Here is a 23,054-nt window from a genome sequence, read left to right on the forward strand (position 1 = left end):
TTATTTTAAAAATAAGGAATGCCACATGGGCAGAAAAGCATGGACGGTCATTATTTGCGGAGCGCTTATTTTAGCACTCGGTATGGGGATGCGCCAAAACCACGGTTTGTTTATTGAACCGATGCGCATGGATTTGGGCTGGCAGTTGGGTGTTTTTGCTCTCGCACTTGCCATTCAAAATTTGATGTGGGGGGTTGCTCAACCGTTTGCAGGGGCTCTGGCAGATAAATATGGCACCATGCCGGTATTGATGAGCGGTGTGTTCATTTATGTGTTGGGTCTTATTGGGATGGCTTTTCCGCAAGGACCATTGATGTTCCATATGAGTGCGGGCGTCTTTATCGGTCTGGGGGTGGCGGCGATGGGTTTACCCGTGGTTTTAGGGGCCGTTGCACGCATGGTATCTGAGGAAAAACGCAGCACCGCCTTGGGTATCGCCTCAATGGGCGGCTCTTTTGGTCAATTCCTTTTTGCACCGGTTTCCCAAACTCTGATCAATCAATACGGCTGGTCTTTTGCGCTTGCCTGTTTGGCAGCGATTGCGGCTTTGGGTGTTTTTCTGGCCTTGCAGGTCAATGCAAAGCCGGCAGACAGCAGTGTTGAAACCCATGAACCGGAACAAACGCTGCGCGAAGCTTTGCATGAGGCTTTTGGGACCAATAGCTATATTTTATTGAATTTAGGTTTCTTTGTTTGTGGGTTTCATATTGCTTTCATCGTGACGCATCTGCCGATGTTTTTATCGACATGTAATATTTCACCGGATGTCGGGGCAACCGCTTTGGCTGTAATTGGTTTGTCCAATATGGTCGGCACGTATGTTTCCGGTGTTTTGGGTGGGAAATATTCCAAGAAATATCTCCTCAGTATTATTTATTTCAGTCGTGCCGTTGCTATCCTTATTTATACTCTGATGCCGATTACCGTCTTTTCAACAATGGCGTTTTCGGTTGCAATGGGGGCATTGTGGCTATCGACTGTGCCCCTGACCAGCGGGTTGGTCGGGGTTATGTTCGGCACCCGCTATATGAGCACCTTGTTTGCCATTACGCTGTTCAGCCATCAGGTTGGCGCGTTCTTCGGGGCATGGCTGGGTGGTTACTTCTTCGATCTGACCGGCAGTTTTCAAGGCGGCTGGCTGGCGTCTATTGCATTGGGACTGTTTGCAGCTGTGGTACACTTGCCGATCAAGGAAATGTCGGTGCGTGATCGCCGGGTAACGGCTTAAACTTTTTTAGAACCGGATTGGCGAACCGTTTCATCTTTCCAGATGTACATGGTTTCGCCAATCAGGTGACTTGTTTGTTGCCAAATGGGAAGACGGGACAAGAGATAAAGATAAAAAGCACGTGAAAAAATGGATTTTCCCTGTTTACGTTTTGCCCATTTCCATGCCCGGCCCGCACATCGTTTAAAGGCGAGACGTTGAAGGTCGGCGCTTATATCCGGATTATCCATTAGAAAATAATACATCGTGGCAGACAGGTCGTGAATAACAGTGGCCTGTGCATCCAAAATACGGCCATCGGCATTTTCGGGGCCGAAAACAACCAGCAAATCTGTGCAAGCCATGCGATGTTTTTTGCTGAGACGCAGCGGGAGAGAGAAATCCTGAACGAAGACCCGTTCGTCACAGCCGCCGACATCTTTAAAAGCACGGGTACGGATCATGGTGGAGGTTGATCCCCCCATACCGACTTTAAAAAATTCAGAGAGAGGATCCTCTAAAATATCAAGAGATGCGTCGGTTTCTAGTGCATTTTTAGAATCGGTTTCTATATCCGGGCTGAGCTTCCATTCGGCGGCAATCTGGTCAAGGTTATGCGCGCGCATCATGTCAAGCAGGCGGCGGCTGGCATAGGGGGTCATCGCATCATCGGCATCAACGATTTTGATGAATTCGCCTTTTGCCGCAAAACCGCCTGTGTTGGTGGCAACACTGACACCTGCGTTTTCTTGTTCAAGAATACGAACATTGGGCCAGTCTTTGGTGCGTTCGCGGATGATATCTAGCGAATGATCCGTGGACCCATCATCGACAAAGATAAATTCACGGCTGAAATTGCCCTCTTGTCGTTCCAGTGCATTCAGCATGGGGGCGATGTGATCGGCCTTGTTGTAAACCGTGATGACATAAGAAATGTCGATCATAATTCTACCACCAGATGGTCGCGGTGGATCATTTCATCGCGACCAATATAGCCAAGTTTTTCTTTAATCTCGCTGGATTTTACACCAATGATTTTACGGGCATCTTCGGACCCGTACGCAATAAGTCCACGCCCGATTTCGCGGCCATCCGGGCCTTTTACGCTGACAGCTTCACCGCGCATGAAATCGCCGTTTACCGCACGTACGCCGATGGGCAATAGGCTCTTTCCGGCTTTTAAAGCTTTGAGGGCACCGTCATCCACGACAATTTCACCCATTGCTTTCAGGCTGCCGGAAATCCATTGTTTACGCGCATTGCGCGGTGTGGCTTCGGGCAGGAACCATGTGGCCTTTTCACCGTTTTCGAGGGCTTTAAGGGGGTGGGCGCGTTCGCCCTTGGTAATGACCATGCGGCAACCCGCGTTCAGGGCAATTTTTGCTGCGGCAATTTTTGTGGTCATGCCACCGGATCCGACATTGCTGGCGGCACCACCGGCCATTGCCTCGATCTCGTCCGTGATATGTTCAACAACGGGAATGAAACGTGCGTCCGGGTTTTTGCCGGGGTCCGCGGTGTAAAGCCCGTCAATATCGGAAAACAGAACCAAGGTGTCGGCACTGACCATCGCTGCGACACGGGCCGCAAGACGGTCATTATCGCCAAAACGAATTTCATCGGTGGCTACCGTGTCATTTTCGTTGATCAGGGGAATGGCGCCAACGCGCAAAAGCGTCTCAATCGTGTTGCGCGCATTGATATAGCGTCGGCGGTTTTCGCTGTCTTCCAAGGTCACCAGAATTTGCGCAACCGAGATGTGATGATGTCCAAGAACTTCTTGGTAGGCATGGGCAAGTCGAATATTGCCGCAAGCGGCTGCGGCTTGTTTTTCATCCAGGCGTAAACTGCCGTTTGGCAGGTCAAGGTGGCGCCGCCCAACGGCAATGGCACCGGAGGTCACAATGACGACTTCCTGGCCGCGCGCACGGGCTTCGGCAATATCATGCGCAAGGCTTTCCAGCCATTTGCGATGAACGGTCCCGTGTTTCGCATCCACAAGAAGGGCGGAACCGATCTTGATGACGATGCGTTTGGCGTCTGTGATCTGCGTGCTTTTTTGAAGATCGCCCATGATTAAAGTCTTACCTAGAATTTGGCCTGAGACGTTTATAAGCTAATTTTTTTGAATCTGTCACGCTAAAGGATCGAAAGGCTTTGACTCTTCTTCAAAAAACTCTTCTTCCGGTTCGTCGACGGGACCATCGTCCCACGGGCCGGCGGTAAATTCAATAGGGCCACCGTCTTCACCTTTGATAATGCGGTGCATTTCCAGCAACAGTTCCGGGACGTTTGTGCGTGCCACACCGGAAATCGCATGAATTTTTCCGTTATAGACCTTCGCCAACTCTTCTTTTTGTTCGGCAACCTGTTCGTCCAAAAGCGCATCGCATTTATTCAAGGCGACGACTTCAGGTTTTTTCGCCAGTTCAGGGCTATAGGCTTCCAGTTCGTGACGAATTGTGGTGTAGGCGCCGGCGACGTCGTCTTGCGTGACATCGATCAGGTGCAGTAAAACAGAACAGCGTTCCACATGACCGAGAAAGCGATCCCCAAGGCCTTGCCCTTCATGGGCGCCTTCAATCAAGCCGGGAATGTCGGCAATAACGAATTCGCGACCATCCTTTTGATCCCCGGCATGAACAACGCCCAGATTGGGGTGCAAGGTTGTAAACGGGTAATCAGCAATCTTGGGCTTGGCGCGGGAAACAGCCGCCAGAAATGTGGATTTCCCGGCGTTGGGCAGGCCGACAAGACCGGCATCCGCAATCAATTTCAACCGTAACCAGACCCAACGTTCCACGCCCGGCCAGCCGGGTTCATTGCGACGAGGTGCCTGATTGGTGGAGGTTTTGAACTGTGCGTTCCCACGTCCACCGTCACCGCCGCGCATTAAAACGCGCTGGACACCGGGTTCCAGAAAATCAGCCAGTACCGTTTCTTTATCTTCATCAAGAATTTGCGTGCCGACCGGGACTTTAAGGATAATGTCGTTGCCTTTTTTACCGGAACGATTGCGCCCCATGCCGCCTTCACCGCGCTGGGCTTTGAAATGCTGCTGGTAACGATAATCAATCAGCGTATTCAAATTGTCGACGCATTCAACGATGACATCACCGCCGCGACCGCCATCACCGCCGTCAGGACCGCCGAATTCGACATATTTTTCGCGTCTAAAGGAAACGCAGCCATTGCCGCCGTCACCGCTTTTGAGGAAAATCTTCGCCTGATCTAAAAATTTCATGATGATACCGTCCTCGCCCGGGCGGGGAGCTTTCTTGAGATGAAGGTGGCTATTCAGGGAATGTCAGAATAACCGTCTTGTTTGAACGAAAAAAGAGGAATGGAAAACCACCCCTCTCTTTCCTAACCTGTTATAAGCGAAAAATCGCTTATTCGGCAGCGTCTACGCTGACGTATGTGCGGCCTTTGGCTTTGGTGCGGAAGTTCACTTTACCTTCTGCTTTTGCAAACAGTGTGTGATCTTTACCCATGCCAACGTTGTCGCCTGCATAAAATTTGGTGCCGCGTTGACGGACCAGAATGTTACCAGCGAGAACGGCTTCGCCACCGAATTTTTTAACGCCGAGGCGTTTGCTTTCGGAATCGCGACCGTTACGGGACGAGCCACCAGCTTTCTTATGAGCCATAACTTGATCTCCTTAGTTTAACGGCCTTAGCCTTTGATAGACTTAATGCGCAAAACGGTCTGTTCCTGACGGTGACCTTTTGTGCGGCGATAGTTTTGGCGACGCTTTTTCTTAAAGATGATCACTTTGTCACCTTTGCCTTGTTCGATCACTTCTGCTGTGACAGAAGCCCCTTTAACAAGCGGCGTACCAACAGTGGTTTTGCCTTCTGCACCAACAAGAAGAACGTCTTCCAGTTTGATTTCAGAACCGGCTTCACCAGCCAATTTTTCAACGACGATAACGTCATTTTCAGCGACGGTGTACTGTTTACCGCCGGTTTTAACGATAGCGAACATGGTTCGACATACCCTTTAATAAACGCGCCTTACGGTGCCGATCAATGCGGACTTTCGAACTTGATAATCAAGAACCTCAAGCAGCGTGCTACAACAAAATCCGATTATGCGCAAACGCGCACTCGGACATAAAGTGGGCGAAATATACGTATATTTATTCAAGAGTCAATGTTTCTGTGGTTTTGGGCCAAAATAAATATCTGAATGAAGTATTTTTACTTATGTACTTTTGGTAGGGAGCTACCTAAAGTACAACGATAGCTAAAAAGAATAGAGGTTCTCAGATGGCGAATAATGATACCGCTTTAACGGGGGTTGAGCGCGCATTTGGCGATAATGAAATTATTGTAAGTAAGACGGACCTAAAAGGCCGTATCACCTATGCGAACAAGGTTTTTCTCGATGTCGCCGGATATGGTTTGGATGAAGTGATGGGGCAACCGCACAGTATGATCCGCCATCCCGATATGCCCAGAAGTATATTCAAACTTCTTTGGGATAAAATGACCAGTAAGCAAGAACTATTTGCGTACGTTATGAACCGCTGCAAGAACGGCGATCATTATTGGGTTTTGGCCCATGTCACGCCTAGCTTTGATGCTGACGCTAATGTGGTCGGCTACCATTCCAATCGACGTGTGGCAAAACGCGATACATTGGATAATATCATTATCCCGTTGTACGGTAAGCTTTTGCAAATCGAACAATCCCACCAGAACCGCAAGGACGGGATACAGGCTTCCACGCAAGCTTTGATGGATATATTAGATAATAAAGGGGTCGCATATGACGAGTTCATCCTCTCCATCTAAATCAAAAGGGAATGTTTTTTCCTATCTTGCGGTAGCAAGTTTGATTGCGCTGTTTGTCCAGATGATTGTGACGACGGGATTTTCTCTCATTCCGGCACTTTTAATCGTTGTGGCACTGGGGTTTGTTCTTTTTGGTATTTTTGCCGGTTCTGGTACTGTTGCTTTGGGATCGGGTTCGGCTATTGATGAAGTAATCCATGTATGTAATGAGATTGATCAAGGAAACTTCGAAGCGCGGATTACTCGTGGGGGACATGGCAAAGAACAGGAAATGTTCGATGCAGTGAACGCCGCGATTGACCGCACAGATGCCTTTGTACGTGAAGCGGCTGCTGCGATGGAGCATGTGGCGCAGAAAAAATATTACCGCACGATTATTGAAACCGGCATGACCGGGGCTTTCCTGAAAGGCTCGCGCGATATTAACGGATCGATTGCCAATTTGGCCGGGATGCAAAAATCGGCACTTACCCTGCAAGATCAGGTCAATACGGTTGTTGAACGTGTTATCAACAACGCAAAATCCATTGTCAGTGAAGCTGAAAATATGGGTAAACGGATCGATAAAAGTTCTTCAGGGACGATTGATGTCGCCGATTCTGCGATCCAAACGTCAGAAAGTATTACGTTGGTTGCGGCTGCGACAGAAGAATTGGCCTCCTCGGTTGCCGAGATTACCCGCCAGGTTTCTTATGCCAGTGAAACATCTCAATTGGCGATGACAAATGTAAACAGCATTCAGGAAGATATTACGGCTCTGTCCACAGAAGCGCGTAACATCGGGGAAGTTATTCAGCTGATTTCCGATATTGCCGCGAAAACCAATCTCTTGGCGTTGAACGCGACGGTCGAAGCGTCCCGTGCAGGGGAGGCAGGAAAAGGCTTTGCGGTTGTGGCAGCTGAAGTGAAAAACCTTGCGGATCAAACGGCAAAGGCGACGGACCGTATTGCGCAGCAGATCGGCAATATTCAGGATGCGACAGAAGAGGTTGTGCGTAAATCCGGCGAGATTTATCACACGATCAACGAAATTAACGAAGTTTCCAGTGCGATTGCGGCTGCGGTTGAAGAACAAGGTGCTGCCACCAATGATATTTCGGAAAAAGTCGGTGTTGTTGCCGATCAATCCAATATGGTGTCTGATCGCATCGGGGATATCGCGCAGGCTTCTGCCGGGTCTTATGCCGGTGCAATTACAGTTATTTGGGCGGCCGGAGATCAAATTGATCCAGTGCGTGAATTGGATGACGACCTGAAAAAATTCTTCAGTATGCTTTAATCCAGTAACATTCGGGAAGCCGGGAGAGGGATGATCTTTCCCGGCTTTCGCATGTCTCGGGCCAAGCCTCGTCCATTGAGGTAGGCGCTTTGTTCTTGCAAGGCGCGCTCAATATCCTGCTTATTTTTTACCCCCCATGTACAAAGATGTTTTTTGTGCTTATGGGCCATTTTCGCAATCGTGCTCAGGTGACTTTTGTGGTGGGTATTGGGGGAAGACAGCGACATATCATAGCAGACAAAGGATATGGCCTCATTTTCAAGAATATCGCGTGGGATATCTTGGTCTTCAATTTGGATGCCGATATGCGGCAGATAATTTTGATGTATTTGCAGGGCTTTGAAGAGGGCCTCGCTTGATTTCAATTCATCCAATCCAATAATTTCAATCCAGAGCCTCTGACGGGTTTGATCCGGCAGGTTGTGTAATGGTTTGAGCGGGGAATATTTTTTTTCCGCTAAAATACTTTCTAGATGGAACGGTAAAAAAATTGCCTTTTGGTCCAGTTGGCTAGTGTGTTCCAGATGTTGCACACCTTGTTTGGCAATGGCTTTATCGATGCGTTGGATGGTTTTGGTAGGCGCAGAGGCCGGATAGAATTGATCCCCCTTGAAAAGGGTGTTGTCTTGATGACGAAAAGCAAACCCGACATAACAATCAATACGTTCTGTATGACGTTGCCACGTGGGATGAAAGGCGAGAACTATATCGCCTAGTTGGCGCAATCGGGTGGGTTGAACGCCCAATGATTTGGGCGGGAGCGTTTGGGCTTGCGGCTCGGTTGCGGTGTTGTCGGGGGGAGATTGCGGCGTGTCGAGCCAGGAACGTGCTGTTTTGGCTTCATGGTTGTTGTGTGTTTTTTGCTCGGTTGTTGATTGCCATTGCTGTGACGGTGGCGGATTGTTTTTCGTCGGGGTTGATGGTGTGGAGTTGGTTTCGGTCGATCTTGCGCGTGTGGGCTGTGCGCTCCAGTCGGTCACGTGTTTGTCTTTTACCGGTTTTTTCTGTGTCTTCCAGTCGCCGTAGTCATTTTTTGTGGGACGGGGCGGCAAGGGGACATATTGCGTGGGGTCTGTGGCTTCAATACTGATTTTCCCATCCTGCCAGTTGGTATCGGTTGGGCCGGATATGTTTTTTTCCACCACCAGCTTGATGGCCTTTTTGGCCCGCTGAATATTGAATGTTCCATCCGGGTTTACGATGTCCTGCGGCAAGACACGGGTCATCGGGATGTCTGGTTTTCGCTCACCACTGGTATAGCGATCGCCTAAGAGACGGGCGCCGATTTCATCAATAATGCCAAGGGCGGCGTTATATTCCTCAACCGCATCATTTTTGTGAATGTGAAAGGCGTAAAAGGCATCGACGTGCATATATCCCACACCTTTTTCGCCACAACGCGTTTTTAAAATACCTTCCGTAACCGGGGGGATACTGGGGCGCAGCTCTTTGACCAATGCTTTGCGAAAGGCGGATGTATCCAGCAGGTAAGCGCGCGCACCGTGACGTCCGTGTTGAATGTGGATCACATCGTCACCGGAAACAGAAGGTTTCTTGCCGAATTTCTTTTCTTCTTCCATTTGTGCGGCATATTGTTTGGCAAACTCAGCCAGCCCCCCGTCGTCCGCTAACATATCGGGAGGGGGGGAAGGTGAACCAAAGATTTGATCCATAATGGTTTGAAACAGACCGACCATGAAGACCCCAAATACATCATAACCATTATACAACTGGATATGTTTTCTTAAAAAACAAGGGGGGAGCTTAAATCAATCTTATTCGGCAGATGTTTCGGCACGAGGAAGTAAAATGGTAAAGGTGGACCCTTCGTCCAGTTTAGAAATAACGGTGATCGTCCCGTTCATTTTTTCAAGTAAGGCTTTTGAAATGGTCAGCCCCAACCCTGTTCCGCCCTTGTGACGCTGATCGGAACTGTCGGCCTGAATAAACTTATTGAAAATTTTGTCACGCATATCACGGGGAATACCGCGCCCGGTATCAATGACGGAAATGGCGATTTTATCATTGCGCGTATGGGCGCGAATTTTAACCGTGTGCCCTTCATGGGAAAATTTTATGGCGTTGGAAACCAAATTGGCCATGACCTGCATGAGACGGTCAGGGTCTGCGAGGATCTGATAACTGTCGCCCGATTGATCGTAATCCAGATCGACTTTGAATTTCCCGGCGTAAGACCGATGATTTTCAATCACTTGCGGCAGGAAGCTATCAAGTGGGATCACAGAAGGAGAAAAAGTCACATTCCCGGATTGCAATCGGTCCATATCCAGAATGTCGTTCACCAGAAAGTTTAGACGTTCGCTGTTATTCTGGGCAATGCGAACAAGGTTGCGGGCGGGTTCGGACAGTTCCTCTCCATAATGACCATCAAGCAAACCGATGGCACCGTGAATGGCGGTCAGCGGAGTGCGTAATTCATGGGAGACAATCGAGGTGAATTCGGATTTGGCCTGTTCCAGTTGTTTAAGTTCGGTGACATCGGTATGGGCACCGATCATACGGATTGCGCGACCTTGTTCATCGCGCAAGGCATAGGCGCGCACCAAAATGAAAACCGTATGGTCTTTTTTATGATGAAAACGCTGGATCATTTCAAAACGGTCCAGCTCACCCCGAAAATGCGCGTCCATCATGTCCATCGCTTTAATGCGATCTTCGTCGAAAATCAGATTGGCCCAGCTTTCAAAACTGTTTGAGATTTCATCTTCTTCATAACCAAGTTGCGCTTTCCATTGTGGCGAAAACCACATTTGGTCGGTTTGTAGATCCCAATCCCAAATCCCGTCCGATGTGGCGCGAAAAGCCATTGATAAGAGTTCTTCTTTACTGCGCAGGCTGGCTTGATGGACGCGTTCTTCGGTGACGTCTTGCAAGATGCCGAACAGACTGCGCACAACACCACTTGCATCATATTCACAAACAGCGCGAACCGCGACGGTGCGTCTTTCGTTGTCGTCGCGCTTGAGAACCAGTTCCGTACTGATTTCTCGACCGTCATTTATGGCGTGTTGGATAAGTGACCAGAATTCCTTTTGGTGGCTGCCGGAAAACGCATCAATAAAATCGTCAAGGGTGATAACAGCCTTGTTCGGGCGCCGTCCGTAGATGTTATAGACCTCGTTTGACCATTGAAGTTCCCCTTTGGACACATCGAGTCGCCAATGGCCGATCCGGGCGGTCTGTTCAGCCAATTCCAGCAGGCGGACATCGTTATCAATGGCAATTTGCTTTTGTTTGCTTGTGCTGATATCGCGTGCGCTTGCGCATATGGCCTTATGAGGTAACCCGCTCAGGGAAAGATTCCAACTCAGCCAAATGTACTGACCATTTTTTTGTCGCCAGCGGTTTTCGATGTTTTGCTGGGGAAGGTTTTCAATCACCTTTTGCAAGGCCCCGCGCATGCTCGCGACATCTTCGGGGTGCAGAAAATCAACCAGTTGTGAACCGATTAATTCACCCTCAGTCCATCCTGTTGTCTTTGTCCATGCCGGATTTATTCGGTTCAGACAGGTGGTCTCATCGAAAATGCACAAGAGATCAAGCGCATTTTCGAACCAGTCATTCAGCATGTTTTGTTGGTTTTCTGACATTTTTCGTCACTTCTTCTAAAACTTTGGCAAGCAAGATACAGTAATTGTTACAAAAAACCAATTCACTGGTTGTGAATTATATAAACGCTCGGCTACACTGCTGATCGCAAGTAACCGGTTTGGCAATAAAACAAGGACGAAACGTGTCTGTATTTAGTTTGAAGAACCTCCTCATCTGCGCAACAATTTGTGCCCCGGCTTTGATTACCGGTTGCACGACGGCCAGTGAACCGCAAATGCCTCCGTTAAAACCGGGCGAGTCCTCCTTGTCAAATTATCTTGTGGGGCAATATGCGGTACGCCATCGTGATATGGAGAATGCAGCCGATTTTTTAAGTACTGTGCATGAATCAAAAGATTTCCCCACTGAATTGGACGATAATCTGAAACGCCAATTATTTGCGATTTATGCCAGCGAAGGCCGTTTCGAACAGGCTGCCAAGATTGCCGGTGAAATTAATAACGAAAATCTGATGGCGAAACTGGTTGTGGCCTTGGAAGATGTGGTGGCGGGTGATATGGCGGCGGCACGCACCAAGGTTGATGACATACCGGGCAGCGGCCTTGGCGCCTATGTGAAACCTTTAATCCAGACATGGTTAATCGCAGCGACCGATGGGGTGGATGCGGCGTTGAAGGCGATTGCCCCGATGCAAAAAGAAAAAGGGCTGGAAGCACTTTATCATTTGCACACCGGTTTGTTGTACGATTTTAAAGGCGATGTCGGGAACGCAGAAAAACATTATAAATTGGCGGCACAAGGCGAAAACGGTATGTCCCTGCGTCTGGCGGAACTTTATGCCGCTTTGCTGGTTAAACAGAATCGCGTGAGTGATGCGCAAGCTGTCTATGGACAGTATTTTATGGCGCACCCCGATTCTCTTTATATTCAGGCTTTGTTGGACGAACTCAATAGCGGCATGTTGGCGAAAACACCGGCGATTACGGTCAAAGACGGCTTGGCGGAGGCTTTGTTCGGTCTGGCTTCTTCCCTGCGCTCGCACAGTACCCGGCAAGTTGGCCTGATCATGGGCCATATGACCCTGCATGTGAAACCGAAATTCCCGATTGCGCGTATTTTGGTGGCAGAAATTCTGGAAAGTGATCGCCGTTTTGCCGATGCCAATAAAATCTATGCAACAATTGATAAGAAAAACCCGTTTTCATGGTCTGCGCGTTTGCGTATGGCATTGAACCTGGATGATCTGGGTGATCAAGACGGTGCGATTACCATTTTGGAAGAGATGGTGGCACAACATCCAGACCGTTTGGAAGTTCTGGTGACATTGGGCGATGTGTTACGTCACCATGAAAAATTTGAAAAAGCGGAAAAAATCTATGGGCAGGCAATTGGTTTAATTGGCCAAGAGGTTGGGGCCCATCATTGGAATTTGTTTTATTCGCGTGCCATTTCGCTGGAACGCCTGAAACGTTGGGATGAGGCAGAACCTTTATTCTTAAAAGCATTGGAACTGGAACCAAACCAGCCGTTTGTTTTGAATTATCTGGGCTATTCATGGATTGAAAACGGTCGTCATCTGGAACGTGCACAAGCAATGATCGAAGAAGCGGTCGCCCAACGTCCACGTGATGGATATATCGTTGATAGCCTCGGCTGGGTGCTTTATCGACTGGGACAATATGAAAAGTCTGTGCCTCATCTGGAACGTGCTGTTGAATTGCAACCCAGTGATCCGGTGATTAACGATCACCTCGGGGATGCTTACTGGAAAGTCGGTCGCAACCGCGAGGCCCGTTTCCAATGGTATCGGGCAAAAAGTCTCAACCCAACACCGGATGTTCTGGAAACAATCGAACAAAAAATTGCAAATGGTCTAGAGACGGAATGAGCATTACGCAACAGGCCTATGCAAAGGTAAATTTATACCTTCATGTATGTGGACGGCGCGAAAATGGTTACCACGAACTCGATAGCCTGATCGTGTTTGCCCAGACAGGTGATCTGTTACATGTGGAAGCGGCAGACCGTTTGTCATTAGATGTCGTTGGCCCGATGGCGTCTTATATTGATGTGTCGGGTCCAGATAATCTGGTGATGAAAGCGGCTTTGGGGCTGCAAAAGCTCTGCAAGACCGATTTTGGGGCTCAGATTACGCTGGATAAACGTTTGCCGGTGGCTGCTGGTATTGGTGGTGGCTCCGGTGATGCAGCGGCAACGTTGAAGGCGCTTTGTCAGTTATGGCAGGTTTTTCCCGACCCATTGGGATTGGAAGAATTGGCCCTGTCCTTGGGGGCGGACGTTCCGATTTGTATGAAAGCCCATGCCAACCATGTGGGCGGGATCGGTGAAGTGATCACACCTCTTCCCCCTATACCGGACTGCTGGATGGTTTTGGCTAACCCGATGATTGCGCTATCCACACCATCTGTGTTTAAAGCCCGCACAGGCGGGTTTACGGATGCGGCGCCGATGGGTGGGGAATATACGTTTGCGACCTTTATCAAGGCTTTAAAAGAACGCACAAACGATCTGATGGCACCCGCGGTTCAGATTGCGCCCGAAATTGCAAATGTCTTGCAGGCTTTATCTATTCAGCCGGGATGTGCATTGACCCGTATGTCGGGCAGTGGGGCAACCTGCTTTGGTTTGTTTGAATGCGAAAAGGATGCGCAAGCTGCTGAGAAAGCATTGCAAAAGGACTATCCGAAATGGTGGATTTCCTGTGGAAAAATAATTTAATTTTTTTTCAATTACCCTCTTGCACTTTCTAAAATTTGGTCGTATGTTCCGCGCCACCACACAGATGGGGCATCGCCAAGCGGTAAGGCAACGGTTTTTGGTATCGTCATCCCCAGGTTCGAATCCTGGTGCCCCAGCCAAAAAAAACCCGAGAGTTTTTGCTCTCGGGTTTTTTGTTTTGGAAAGTCCGTGTACATTTATTTGAAAGTACACAGAGAACGGCTTATCGTTTTGTTTGCTATGTGAACTGTTGGAAAATATACGATTTCAACCCTGAATATAATATTCTTTTGTGACGTTCTGTGGGTCTTGATATAACATTGCGCATTTATAGTAGTATTCATGCTATACGTTAATGCTAATAAGAGTTTCTTTGCCAAAAAAAAGAATTTGCGACACTTGTACGCGCTGTCCTGTTGCGCGTATGATAGACGCCGTTGTCTATGCAATGTTCGCGGCTGTCTTGAGAGTGAGCGACAAAAGGAGATTTGAATGCAAAGCGGTGAACAACTAACCGTATTGGCGGAGCAGATTCACCATCTGGTGCGCTATATTACAAAGATCAAGGCTGAGTTGGCATCTATACGGCATCCGAAATCTCCAGTTGATCATTTCAATACGGTGGCAGAACAGCTCAACACGATCTGTGAGACAACAGAAGACGCGACGAACACGATTATGGAGTCCGCAGAAGATATTCTATCAAATGTGGATGATCTAAATGCCAATATCAAATACGAACCGGCACAGGCCTCTTTGAATGCGATTCAGGATCGCACAAACAAAATTTTTGAATCTTGTTCTTTCCATGATTTGACGGGGCAACGGATTTCGAAAATCGTGCGTATTATGAACCGTTTGGAAAGCACACTGGACAGTTTGGTGGATATTGTCGGTCGCGAAGGCCTTGGTGAAATGCCGGTCGATAATGACGAAACCATTGAAGATGCTATCGGGATGCGTGATGGTGATATTGCGATGCATGGCCCGCAAGTCAGTGGACAGGAAGTATCGCAAGATGACATTGATGCTTTGTTCGGTGGCGACAACCCACCTAGCGCGGGTCAGGCGGTATCGCAAAATGATATCGATAGCTTGTTTGATACCCCGTCACCAGCCCCCGCAAGCAGCGCATCTGTTTCACAAGGTGATATAGACAGCATGTTTGACCAACCTGCAACGCCGGTGGCGAAAACACAGGCGCCTGACTCGGGTAGCGCTGTTTCGCAAGATGATATTGACAGTATGTTTAATCAACCCGCCGGTGCACCGAAAGCAACAAAGCCCAAGGCAGAAAATCCGCCTGCGGGGCAAGATGTCTCACAAGATGATATTGATAAGCTGTTTGGTTAGCTTTCTAGAATAAGCGCCACTTTTTCTTTTTTGTCTCGGTCTCTGTCAACCAGCTTTCCGGTTGTCCCGCATGGGGATCACGTTTTTCGCGCGCTGTAATCGGGCTATGGCTATGGCTGCGATATTCCACGTCGACCAGATAGTTAATCGCACTGAAGTCTTTACGTGGTAGATCTGCCTTTTTATAAAGGGCAGCGAAGCCTTTTTCGCCGGGGTCTTTAATCAAAGTCCGGGCCGCTTGAATATCAATTCCAACGCGGTGTGCCATTGCATATTCAAAGAAAGGACGGTCCCCAATTTCCAAGGCGCGGAAAATCAATTCCGGGGTTAGTTTCCCCTGTTTATTCATAGCAAGGACGAGTTTCTCTGCGTCGCGTTTAGAACGAGGGTCATGTAACAATCGGCGTTTGGCATCTTCACGTGATTCCAGTACCACACGTTCGATCAGAACAGGCGATAATGTCTGATGGCTCAGGAGGTAGGCCTTTAACTGGTCACTAACGACATCAACCAACAGGTCAATAATATGGGGTGGCAGTTGATGGCGCGTCGCCAGCCCTTCGTGAATGGCTTCGCTTTTTTCAAAACGCTGCAGGACAAGTTCATATGTATTGTCTTCAAAAGACGCGCCTTCATTTTTTAAGGTGCTTTCCACAACGGCTTCGCTTCCGGCTTCACATAAACTGTGCGTTAAGGTGGGGCTCAGGGTTGGGCGATGGGAAATGGCCATTTGACGATCATTATCGCCCGTATGGATGATTTCTATAAGATCGCTGTCTTCCAGCAAGGTGCTGAATTCCAGCATGGGCAGACTGACCTCAAGAACATCTTTTGCAAGACCAAGGGCCAAATCTTTGGGGATATCGTTATTCTTTTTAAGGGCGTGAGAGAGGGACCTACGAACGGTTGTATCGACATCGTCAGCCAGTTTTTGGCAAATCGCAATGGCAAGATCATACTCGGTTTCCGAAAGGGTCTTGTTTTTCAGGTCATTTGCCAGTTTCTGTGCGAGCACAGCACGTCGCGCCGGCGAACTGTCACCGTCAAGCAACTTCACATCGTTTAACGTAATTTCCGCCATGACCATATCCCTTAATGCTGCCTCGCCTATTATATCAAAATTCTAATTTATTCCCTATAGTAGAATTAAAATGAAAGAATTTATGTGATCACGCGCACAGCAGTGTTACTTTTTTCAATCCCTTAAACCGGGATCAATCCCGAATGACATGAGGGATAAAACGTGAGCTATCCTTGGTAATCGCACTGTTATCTTCGCGAATCCCGATGCCACAGGGCTGACTGGCGACCAGCCAGCTGCCAATGACGGTATGGTTTCCTTCAAAAACGGGAAGGGGGTGTAAGGCCTGTACGATCATGCCTTCCGCCCCGTAAGGTCCCTCAACATTTTCCAAAGATTCACCCGCCTGATGAATGCTGACATTTGCGCCTTCGCGAGACAGAAGAGGTTTGCGGACAAAGGCTTCGCCGACCAAATGCGCATCGGGGTCATCGGCAAAATAAGCGGGAAGGAGATTGGGATGACCTTCAAACATATCCCACAATAGGGGGAGCAATCCTTTATTGGAGAGGATGCTTTTCCATGCCGGTTCAATAAAGGTTGTCCCGGATGTCGGCATGGCTTCGCCGAATTCTTCCTGCATCATCCATTCCCACGGATAAAGCTTGAACAGGGTATGAATGACATTGTCCTGTAAATCGGTCAGTCGGCCTTTTTCATCAATTCCGATTTCTTCCATATGAATGAAATGGGTCTGAAGACCAGCTTGGGTTGCGCATTCTTCCAGATACAGAACGGTGCCTTCGTCTTCCAGGCTTCCTTGGCAGGCGGCAACATGCAGGGGGCTTTGCAGCTTCATATTGGCAAAAGCACCGATAAGGGATTCGTGGATGGCGTTATATTGATCGCAATCGGGTGGGATCAACCCTTGTTCCATTGCCTGTTCCATCCAAACCCATTGAAAAGCGGCACTTTCATAAAGGGAGGTCGGTGTGTCGGCATTATATTCCAAAAGCTTGGCTGGGGATTGTCCGTCATAGGAAAAATCCATACGGCCATATAAATTTTTTTCCCGGTTTAGCCAGCTTTGACGCACATAATCCCAGTAAGAACGCGGGATGGCCAGCTTTTGCAACAAGGCTTCATCCTGAACGACACGGTCAACAATCTGAAAACACATTTGTTCGAGTTCCGCAGTTGGGTCTTCGATATGGTTTTCAATTTGATCCAGTGTAAATCGATAACAGGCACTTTCATCCCAATAGCGTTCGCCGTCGATTGTATGAAAATGAAAGCCGACTTCCTTCGCCAATTGTTGCCAGTTTGGACGTTCTTCAATGCGGATACGATGCATGATTTCTTATCCGCCGAAACTGCGGGTGCTCATACGTGCGGCTGTTGAGCCAAAACCACCGCGACGCAGGGTCGAGGTTTTTGTGCTTGGGCTTTTCGTAACGTTTGACGGGACTTTTTGCACACCGGTTTGGGTAGCAACTTTTTGGTTATCACCTGTACGGAAGCTTTTCGGGTCGTCTTTTGAACGATAGAGCGGTTGGGTTGCCACGTTGGAACGTGTTCCGCCACTGAGCATAGACCCCATCATATAACCCATCATCATCGGCATGAAAACCGACCCGCCCGATGTGGTTTGCATGGGGGCTTGTTCGCAATTTTCATTACCGAAATCAGCTTGGCAATCTTCGACGGAGGTATATTTGGGTGCTGTGCGGATATGTTCAGCTGCAGCCTGTTCAAACCCTTGGCGGCATTGATCCAAATCCTGTCCTTCATAACGTGCGCATTCATCGACATCTTCGAAAATAGCAGCGACTTCATCGCCGTTGTCGCAAGCTGTCATGGTAAGGATTGTCGCGCCCATCAGGGCAAGTTTTAAAGATTTGGAACGTTTCATATCACACCTGTTTTGACCTTTGGGTCTTAATCTAGTAGGAAAAGAGAAACACACAAGTGAAAGTTCCATGGAAAGACCGAATTATATAACGCCACAAGGCTTGCAAACGCTAAAAGACGAGAAACACCAACTTTGGTCGGTGGAACGTTCCGAGGTGGTCAAAGTTGTCACATGGGCGGCAGGCAATGGTGATCGATCAGAAAATGCCGATTATCAGTACGGTAAGCGCCGTTTACGTGAAATTGATCGACGGGTACGGTTTTTAACAAAACGCATAGAAGCCGCGGTTGTGGTGAACCCGGAAGAACAGACCAATCGCGACCAGATTTTTTTCGGGGCATTTGTTGTGTATGAAAACGAACGCGAAGAAAAAGTCAGCGTACGCATTGTCGGGGAAGACGAAGTCGATTCCACCAATGGCCTGATCAGTTGGATCTCACCTGTTGCGCGTGCGTTGATGAAAGCGCGTGTCGGGGATTTGGTAACAGTCAAAACCCCAAAAGGCGACGATGAATTGGAAATTCTTGAAATCCGGTATTGATTGGCTAAAGGTCTTCGTGTTCGCCCTTGCGCGAGATGGTGACATCCTTGTGGATTGAAACACTAAGCAACAGGCCGAAGCTGAAGAGAATGGAAATCATCACCGTTCCGCCATATGAAATCAACGGTAGGGGAACCCCGACAACCGGTAAAAGGCCCATCACCATTCCCATATTAATGAAGACATAGAGGAAAAAGGTTGTCGTCACACCCAAAGCAACCAGACGACCAAAATTGTTGCGTGAACGCATGGCGATGGCATAGCCGTAGATCAATAACAACAGATAGAGTCCCATCACGACAAGTCCGCCGATAAGACCGTGTTCTTCTGCCAGCATGGTGAAGATAAAGTCGGTTTGTTTTTCTGGTAAGAAGTTAAGGTGGCTCTGTGAACCCAATCCAAATCCCTTGCCGGCAATGCCGCCGGACCCGAACGCGATTTTGGATTGCATGATATGATAGCCAGCCCCCAATGGATCATTTTCGGGATTTAAGAAGGTGAGAACCCGTTTTTTCTGATAGGTATGCAGGAACTGCCACGCTACGGGAATGGCGGCCAAGGCAGATGTGCCGACAAGGATAAACTTCCATAGACGCACACCGGCAAGGAAGAAAATTACACCACTGCCGAGAATCAGCATCAAGGTTGTCCCGAGATCGGGTTGGCGCAAAATTAAGACAGAAGGGGCCGCGACCATAAATAAGGGCACAAACAGATAGGGAATGCTTTGAATTTCTTCAAGGCTGCGTCCGTGGAAGTAACGCGCCAGTGCCAGAATAATTGTGATTTTCATCAGTTCGGACGGTTGAAGCTGGAAAAACCCCAGACTGATCCAGCGTTGTGCACCCATCCCAATCGATCCTTTGACTTCAACGCCAATCAACAAGCCAAGTGCAATGAAATAAAGGATATAGGAATATCGCAACCAGATCCGGATATCGGTCAGCGCGACAATAAACATGATACCCATGCCGCCGATAAAACGGATGAGTTGACGTTTGGCCCAAGGATCCCAGCTACCGATTGCCCCGGGGACGTTTGGGTCGGGGGAGGCAGCGGAATAAAGCATGGCAAATCCCACACAGGCCGTTAAAATCAGTAAAAGAACAAACCCCCAATTTAATTCGAGAATTTTGCGACCAAGCGTGAGTTTATCTTGCCCGAGGCGATAGCGTGTCATCATGGTGTGTACTTACGCCTCCTTCTCATTTTTTTTAGGGGTGGTCTTGGTGGGAACCAATAATTCACCGCGTGCAGATTCGCGTCTTTGGGCTTCCAGCAAAATGTCGCGGGCAATGGGTGCCGCCGTTCTTGAACCCGATCCGCCATGCTCAACCACGACGGAAACCGCATAGCGCGGGTTGTCGTAAGGCGCAAAGGCGACAAACAAGGCGTGATCGCGCAGTTCCCAAGGCAGCTCGTCATTTTTTAACACCCGTGTGTCCCGTTCGGACTTGGAAATACGGCGAACCTGTGCCGTTCCGGTTTTTCCGGCCATCGCGAATTCAGTTTCCTTGATGCGCGAGCGAAAGGCTGTTCCACCGGGGATATTGGTAACGGCATTCATACCGCGCTGCACGATTTTTAAATGGGCTTGTGAAATGCCCAGTGGTTCGAATGTGGTGCGGACCGGAACCTCGACCGCATCACTGGTGGTGATTTTACGTGTCAGATGTGGAATGATTTTGGTCCCGCTGACAATGCGTGCCGTCATCACGGCCAGTTGCAAAGGGGTTGCCAATACGTAACCTTGACCGATACCGGTAATCAAGGTTTCCCCGCCTTGCCACGGTGCACCGATGGTGGCCAGTTTCCAGTCCCGCGACGGCATCAAGCCGGTGCGCTCGCCGGGCAGGTCAATGCCGTTTAATTCACCGATTCCCAAGCGTCGCGCCATATCGTGTATGCGGTTAATTCCGGTGCGTTTGGCGATTTCATAGAAATAGACATCACAGGAATGCATATGGGCTTCCACCATATTGACATTGCCGTGCCCGCCTCTTTTCCAGCAGTGAAAGCGTGCGTTGCCCAGTTCCATGTGACCGGGGCAATAAATTTCCTGTGAGGGGGTGATGACCCCTTTTTCTAGGGCGGCCAAGGCGACAACCATTTTAAAGGTGGAACCGGGGGCATATTGCCCGGCAATGGCTTTGTTGGTCAGGGGGCCACGTGGATTGGTGATCAGGTTTTGCCATTCTTTGTGGGATAGCCCGCGATTAAAGGCATTTGGGTCATATGTCGGGCTGGATGCCATAGAAAGGACTTCGCCGGTATGGATATCCAGAACAACGGCTGCTGCGGCTTCTTCCCCCAGACGTTCGGCAACCATTTCTTGCAAGCCGGCATCTAATGTCAGGGTAATTTCTGCGCCGGGTTCCCCGTCTTGGCGTTGAACTTCCTGAATCACACGACCCAATGCGTTGACTTCAACCTGTGAAGTGCCACCCGTTCCACGCAGTTTTAAATCATGCAGTTTTTCGATGCCGGATTTACCGATTCGAAAGCCGGGTAATTCCAATAAAGGATCGTCTTTCGCATCACGTTCGGTAACGGAAGCCACATAGCCCAGAACATGTGCGCTGTAATTGCCTTTGGGGTAATGACGGGTCTGACCGACATCAATTTCACTGCCGGGGAGGTCCGGTGTGTTGACTTCGATCTGTGCGACCTCTTCCCATGTCAGGTTTTCGCGCACGGTAACGGGGACAAAGCTGCGTTTACGCTTGATTTCTTTCAGGATTTTCTTTTTTTCTTTTTCACCGATTTCGATAATTTGACCCAATGTATCCAGCGTCCCCTTTGGGTTGCCATTGGTATCTTCGGCGGTGATGATGACACGGTAGTTTTGTTCGTTGACTGCCAGTTCTTCGCCAAAACGATCCACAATATTACCACGCGGAGGCGGTAGCAAGCGGATGGAAATGCGGTTTTCTTCCGCCATTGTTTTAAAACGCGGGGCTTCGACGACTTGCAGATAATACATGCGCCCGACCAGTGCAGACATCAAAACCAGCTTGCCACCGCCGAGGACGGCCGCGCGTCTGCTGAAGAGTTTTGATCTGTCCGAGCTGCGGTGCATTTAAACGGCTTCCTTTGTTATTATCGCAAAATAGTACGTTGCCAGCGGCCCATAAGCCATGCCAGAAGGGGGTAAAATCCAATGGTCATCAGATATTGAAAAAAGATCGGGCCGGGAATAAGAACATGCACGTGATAGGCGGACAGTAACAACCAGGCTTGCAAGGCGGCCCCGGCCGCAATGATGCTAAACCCTAGCCATTCCACCCAGAAGGTTTTACCCAAAAAGAAACGGCGTTGACCCAGAACGACACCGAATACCGTAAGATAAACAATCGTGTTTAATCCCATCGGTGCACCGCTTAACGCATCTTGCAGAATGCCGATGGCGAAAACGGCAATGATTGGTAACAGATCGGGGCGAAAAACGGTCCAATGGAAAATACCCATTAACGCCAATTGCGGTACGATGGACCCGTAACCCGGAATATGGGTGGGAATGACGCTGAGCAAAATAAGAACGACCGACAATCCCACCGGAGAGATATTGCGCGCCCATAAATCGAGACGCTGCCAAAAACCCGGTTTCATGGCTCTGACGGTCTCCTTTCTGTCCCCGGTTTTGGCACGACGGTGCGCATTTCAATCGGTGTATGAACAGGCTGTGCAACCGGTTTTTCTGGGATATCATTTTTGGGAAGATCGGTTTTTAAACGGTCACGATCCAAAATACCATCCAGTCCGTAATCAATAATGCGCACAATCTCAAGACGGGAACTGTCGACGTACAAAGTGACCTCAATCGCTTTATCGCTGACAGAGGAAACCTGACCAACGGGAATCCCTTGCGGGAAAGCACCGCCGTGACCGGATGTCACGATGCGATCACCCGGTGATACAATGGTGCCGGGTGGCAGTTTACTTAAAATGGGTTTTTCTTCGTTGCGACCGATCATAATCCCGCGTGCGCGTGAGCTTTCGATCATTACCGGAATACGGGAGTTCAAATCGGATAAAAGCAGGATACGGGCAGAACGATAGGCAACACCGGCAATCCGCCCGACAAGGCCTTCGCCGGTGACGACGGCTTGTCCGTTTTTCACCCCTTCGCGAACACCGGCATAAACCAGCATGCTTTCCGAGAAAATCCCGCCGTCATCGGAAATGACGCGGGCGGCTTTGTAAGTGGCTTGCGGTCCGACTTCAAATTTCAGCAGTTCGCGCAGAACGGTGTTTTCACCCTCAACCTGACGGGCAACGGTTTGCCATTTTAACAAACGTTTGTTTTCTTCGCTCAGGCGTTGGTTTTCTTCATGCACGGCCAAAAATTGTCGCGCTTCAGCCAGATAACCGCGCACGGTTTCTGCCGGTTCCGCAACCGCTTCGAGAATGGGGGCAAAAGCATCGTTAATGCGGGCGCGGGCTTCTTCGACAATGATCGTTTCAGCCTTGCCCAGCATCATCAGGGCAAAAGCCGCCAAAATCAGCCCGAGATATGCAAATCTCTGTAGCAGATTTCGGATCACATCGACCCGGTTTTGTGCGCCTGGTCCGTGCTTTACCAAAAGATGTTTCCCTCATTCTCAAGGCAAAAGCGTTTTAAGATAAAAC

Annotated in this window: 21 protein-coding genes and 1 tRNA gene; 8 read left to right on the plus strand and 14 right to left on the minus strand. The window is 49.1% G+C overall.

Features of this window, described 5'->3' with window-relative positions; genetic code table 11:
* Positions 1–25: 25 nt before the first annotated feature.
* On the plus strand, positions 26–1,228 hold the full coding sequence (locus ACN0VA_RS15585; protein WP_417822052.1) for an MFS transporter: 1,203 nt from the start codon (positions 26–28) through the stop codon (positions 1,226–1,228).
* On the opposite strand, the gene ACN0VA_RS15590 is transcribed toward ACN0VA_RS15585, so the two are convergent.
* The 5 genes from ACN0VA_RS15590 to rplU form a co-directional block, all read right to left on the minus strand.
* Positions 1,225–2,151, minus strand: a complete 927-nt coding sequence (locus ACN0VA_RS15590) for a glycosyltransferase family 2 protein (RefSeq protein WP_417822053.1) — start codon at positions 2,149–2,151, stop codon at positions 1,225–1,227. The two genes, ACN0VA_RS15585 and ACN0VA_RS15590, sit on opposite strands and share 4 nt — an antisense overlap.
* Complete coding sequence (proB, locus tag ACN0VA_RS15595; RefSeq protein WP_417822054.1) at positions 2,148–3,281, minus strand: glutamate 5-kinase; 1,134 nt, start codon at positions 3,279–3,281, stop codon at positions 2,148–2,150. The genes ACN0VA_RS15590 and proB overlap by 4 nt, the downstream gene beginning before the upstream one ends.
* Before the next feature lie 60 nt (positions 3,282–3,341).
* A complete protein-coding gene (gene obgE / locus ACN0VA_RS15600; RefSeq protein ID WP_417822055.1) occupies positions 3,342–4,451 on the minus strand; it encodes a GTPase ObgE in 1,110 nt (369 codons plus the stop codon).
* Positions 4,452–4,599: 148 nt separating this feature from the next.
* Positions 4,600–4,857 (minus strand): 50S ribosomal protein L27, encoded by a 258-nt coding sequence (rpmA, locus tag ACN0VA_RS15605; protein ID WP_188665558.1) that lies wholly within the window; start codon positions 4,855–4,857, stop codon positions 4,600–4,602.
* Positions 4,858–4,883: 26 nt separating this feature from the next.
* Complete coding sequence (gene rplU, locus ACN0VA_RS15610) at positions 4,884–5,195, minus strand: 50S ribosomal protein L21 (protein ID WP_417822056.1); 312 nt, start codon at positions 5,193–5,195, stop codon at positions 4,884–4,886.
* A 284-nt stretch (positions 5,196–5,479) separates the two neighbouring features.
* Here rplU and ACN0VA_RS15615 point away from each other — a divergent pair, with 284 nt between their 5' ends.
* Complete coding sequence (locus ACN0VA_RS15615; protein ID WP_417822057.1) at positions 5,480–6,007, plus strand: PAS domain-containing protein; 528 nt, start codon at positions 5,480–5,482, stop codon at positions 6,005–6,007.
* Positions 5,982–7,286 (plus strand): methyl-accepting chemotaxis protein, encoded by a 1,305-nt coding sequence (locus ACN0VA_RS15620; protein WP_417822058.1) that lies wholly within the window; start codon positions 5,982–5,984, stop codon positions 7,284–7,286. Before ACN0VA_RS15615 ends, ACN0VA_RS15620 begins: the two co-directional genes overlap by 26 nt.
* Here ACN0VA_RS15620 and ACN0VA_RS15625 read toward each other — a convergent pair.
* The gene (locus tag ACN0VA_RS15625) at positions 7,283–8,983 is read right to left on the minus strand and encodes a hypothetical protein (protein WP_417822059.1); all 1,701 of its coding nucleotides are present in this window, start codon (positions 8,981–8,983) and stop codon (positions 7,283–7,285) included. The genes ACN0VA_RS15620 and ACN0VA_RS15625 overlap by 4 nt on opposite strands.
* Positions 8,984–9,061: 78 nt before the next feature.
* Entirely contained in the window at positions 9,062–10,897 is a 1,836-nt protein-coding gene (locus ACN0VA_RS15630) for a PAS domain-containing protein (protein WP_417822060.1), read from the minus strand.
* Between the two features lie 143 nt (positions 10,898–11,040).
* Between ACN0VA_RS15630 and ACN0VA_RS15635 the strand changes: the two genes are divergently transcribed.
* The 4 genes from ACN0VA_RS15635 (at position 11,041) to ACN0VA_RS15650 (ending at position 14,951) form a co-directional block, all read left to right on the plus strand.
* Positions 11,041–12,747 carry a tetratricopeptide repeat protein gene (locus tag ACN0VA_RS15635; protein WP_417822061.1) on the plus strand — a complete coding sequence of 569 codons (1,707 nt, stop codon included), beginning with the start codon at positions 11,041–11,043 and terminating at the stop codon, positions 12,745–12,747.
* Positions 12,744–13,598, plus strand: coding sequence for a 4-(cytidine 5'-diphospho)-2-C-methyl-D-erythritol kinase (locus ACN0VA_RS15640; RefSeq protein WP_417822063.1), 855 nt, complete (start codon positions 12,744–12,746; stop codon positions 13,596–13,598). The genes ACN0VA_RS15635 and ACN0VA_RS15640 overlap by 4 nt, the downstream gene beginning before the upstream one ends.
* Positions 13,599–13,663: 65 nt before the next feature.
* Positions 13,664–13,738 (plus strand) — tRNA-Gln (locus ACN0VA_RS15645).
* Positions 13,739–14,090: 352 nt separating this feature from the next.
* The gene (locus ACN0VA_RS15650) at positions 14,091–14,951 is read left to right on the plus strand and encodes a hypothetical protein (protein ID WP_417822064.1); all 861 of its coding nucleotides are present in this window, start codon (positions 14,091–14,093) and stop codon (positions 14,949–14,951) included.
* 4 nt (positions 14,952–14,955) lie between these two features.
* On the opposite strand, the gene ACN0VA_RS15655 is transcribed toward ACN0VA_RS15650, so the two are convergent.
* From ACN0VA_RS15655 to ACN0VA_RS15665, 3 genes are all read right to left on the minus strand, one after another.
* On the minus strand, positions 14,956–16,032 hold the full coding sequence (locus ACN0VA_RS15655) for a DUF2336 domain-containing protein (protein WP_417822065.1): 1,077 nt from the start codon (positions 16,030–16,032) through the stop codon (positions 14,956–14,958).
* Positions 16,033–16,165: 133 nt separating this feature from the next.
* Positions 16,166–17,326 carry a glutathionylspermidine synthase family protein gene (locus ACN0VA_RS15660; RefSeq protein WP_417822066.1) on the minus strand — a complete coding sequence of 387 codons (1,161 nt, stop codon included), beginning with the start codon at positions 17,324–17,326 and terminating at the stop codon, positions 16,166–16,168.
* Between the two features lie 6 nt (positions 17,327–17,332).
* Positions 17,333–17,884, minus strand: coding sequence for a DUF1190 domain-containing protein (locus tag ACN0VA_RS15665; protein ID WP_417822067.1), 552 nt, complete (start codon positions 17,882–17,884; stop codon positions 17,333–17,335).
* Positions 17,885–17,951: 67 nt separating this feature from the next.
* Here ACN0VA_RS15665 and greB point away from each other — a divergent pair, with 67 nt between their 5' ends.
* Positions 17,952–18,425 (plus strand): transcription elongation factor GreB, encoded by a 474-nt coding sequence (greB, locus tag ACN0VA_RS15670; RefSeq protein WP_417822068.1) that lies wholly within the window; start codon positions 17,952–17,954, stop codon positions 18,423–18,425.
* 4 nt (positions 18,426–18,429) lie between these two features.
* Here greB and rodA read toward each other — a convergent pair whose 3' ends face one another.
* The 4 genes from rodA to mreC are packed head-to-tail and all read right to left on the minus strand — an operon-like array spanning position 18,430 to position 23,008.
* Positions 18,430–19,608 (minus strand): rod shape-determining protein RodA, encoded by a 1,179-nt coding sequence (gene rodA / locus ACN0VA_RS15675; RefSeq protein ID WP_417822069.1) that lies wholly within the window; start codon positions 19,606–19,608, stop codon positions 18,430–18,432.
* Between the two features lie 9 nt (positions 19,609–19,617).
* Entirely contained in the window at positions 19,618–21,504 is a 1,887-nt protein-coding gene (mrdA, locus tag ACN0VA_RS15680; protein WP_417822070.1) for a penicillin-binding protein 2, read from the minus strand.
* A 20-nt stretch (positions 21,505–21,524) separates the two neighbouring features.
* The gene (gene mreD / locus ACN0VA_RS15685; RefSeq protein ID WP_417822071.1) at positions 21,525–22,034 is read right to left on the minus strand and encodes a rod shape-determining protein MreD; all 510 of its coding nucleotides are present in this window, start codon (positions 22,032–22,034) and stop codon (positions 21,525–21,527) included.
* Positions 22,031–23,008, minus strand: a complete 978-nt coding sequence (gene mreC / locus ACN0VA_RS15690) for a rod shape-determining protein MreC (protein ID WP_417822072.1) — start codon at positions 23,006–23,008, stop codon at positions 22,031–22,033. The genes mreD and mreC overlap by 4 nt, the downstream gene beginning before the upstream one ends.
* Positions 23,009–23,054: the final 46 nt, after the last annotated feature.

The organism is Terasakiella sp., from assembly GCF_048267425.1.
Lineage (GTDB): Bacteria > Pseudomonadota > Alphaproteobacteria > Rhodospirillales > Terasakiellaceae > Terasakiella.

Coding starts and splice junctions, on each gene's coding strand:
- rpmA (WP_188665558.1), bottom strand. CDS start 4,857: ATGGCTCATAAGAAAGCTGGTGGCTCGTCCCGTAACGGTCGCGATTCC.
- mrdA (WP_417822070.1), bottom strand. CDS start 21,504: ATGCACCGCAGCTCGGACAGATCAAAACTCTTCAGCAGACGCGCGGCC.
- rodA (WP_417822069.1), bottom strand. CDS start 19,608: ATGATGACACGCTATCGCCTCGGGCAAGATAAACTCACGCTTGGTCGC.
- mreD (WP_417822071.1), bottom strand. CDS start 22,034: ATGAAACCGGGTTTTTGGCAGCGTCTCGATTTATGGGCGCGCAATATC.
- ACN0VA_RS15615 (WP_417822057.1), top strand. CDS start 5,480: ATGGCGAATAATGATACCGCTTTAACGGGGGTTGAGCGCGCATTTGGC.
- ACN0VA_RS15655 (WP_417822065.1), bottom strand. CDS start 16,032: ATGGCGGAAATTACGTTAAACGATGTGAAGTTGCTTGACGGTGACAGT.
- obgE (WP_417822055.1), bottom strand. CDS start 4,451: ATGAAATTTTTAGATCAGGCGAAGATTTTCCTCAAAAGCGGTGACGGC.
- ACN0VA_RS15630 (WP_417822060.1), bottom strand. CDS start 10,897: ATGTCAGAAAACCAACAAAACATGCTGAATGACTGGTTCGAAAATGCG.
- ACN0VA_RS15620 (WP_417822058.1), top strand. CDS start 5,982: ATGACGAGTTCATCCTCTCCATCTAAATCAAAAGGGAATGTTTTTTCC.
- ACN0VA_RS15640 (WP_417822063.1), top strand. CDS start 12,744: ATGAGCATTACGCAACAGGCCTATGCAAAGGTAAATTTATACCTTCAT.
- proB (WP_417822054.1), bottom strand. CDS start 3,281: ATGGGCGATCTTCAAAAAAGCACGCAGATCACAGACGCCAAACGCATC.
- ACN0VA_RS15660 (WP_417822066.1), bottom strand. CDS start 17,326: ATGCATCGTATCCGCATTGAAGAACGTCCAAACTGGCAACAATTGGCG.
- greB (WP_417822068.1), top strand. CDS start 17,952: ATGGAAAGACCGAATTATATAACGCCACAAGGCTTGCAAACGCTAAAA.
- ACN0VA_RS15650 (WP_417822064.1), top strand. CDS start 14,091: ATGCAAAGCGGTGAACAACTAACCGTATTGGCGGAGCAGATTCACCAT.
- ACN0VA_RS15625 (WP_417822059.1), bottom strand. CDS start 8,983: ATGGTCGGTCTGTTTCAAACCATTATGGATCAAATCTTTGGTTCACCT.
- ACN0VA_RS15590 (WP_417822053.1), bottom strand. CDS start 2,151: ATGATCGACATTTCTTATGTCATCACGGTTTACAACAAGGCCGATCAC.
- ACN0VA_RS15585 (WP_417822052.1), top strand. CDS start 26: ATGGGCAGAAAAGCATGGACGGTCATTATTTGCGGAGCGCTTATTTTA.
- ACN0VA_RS15665 (WP_417822067.1), bottom strand. CDS start 17,884: ATGAAACGTTCCAAATCTTTAAAACTTGCCCTGATGGGCGCGACAATC.
- rplU (WP_417822056.1), bottom strand. CDS start 5,195: ATGTTCGCTATCGTTAAAACCGGCGGTAAACAGTACACCGTCGCTGAA.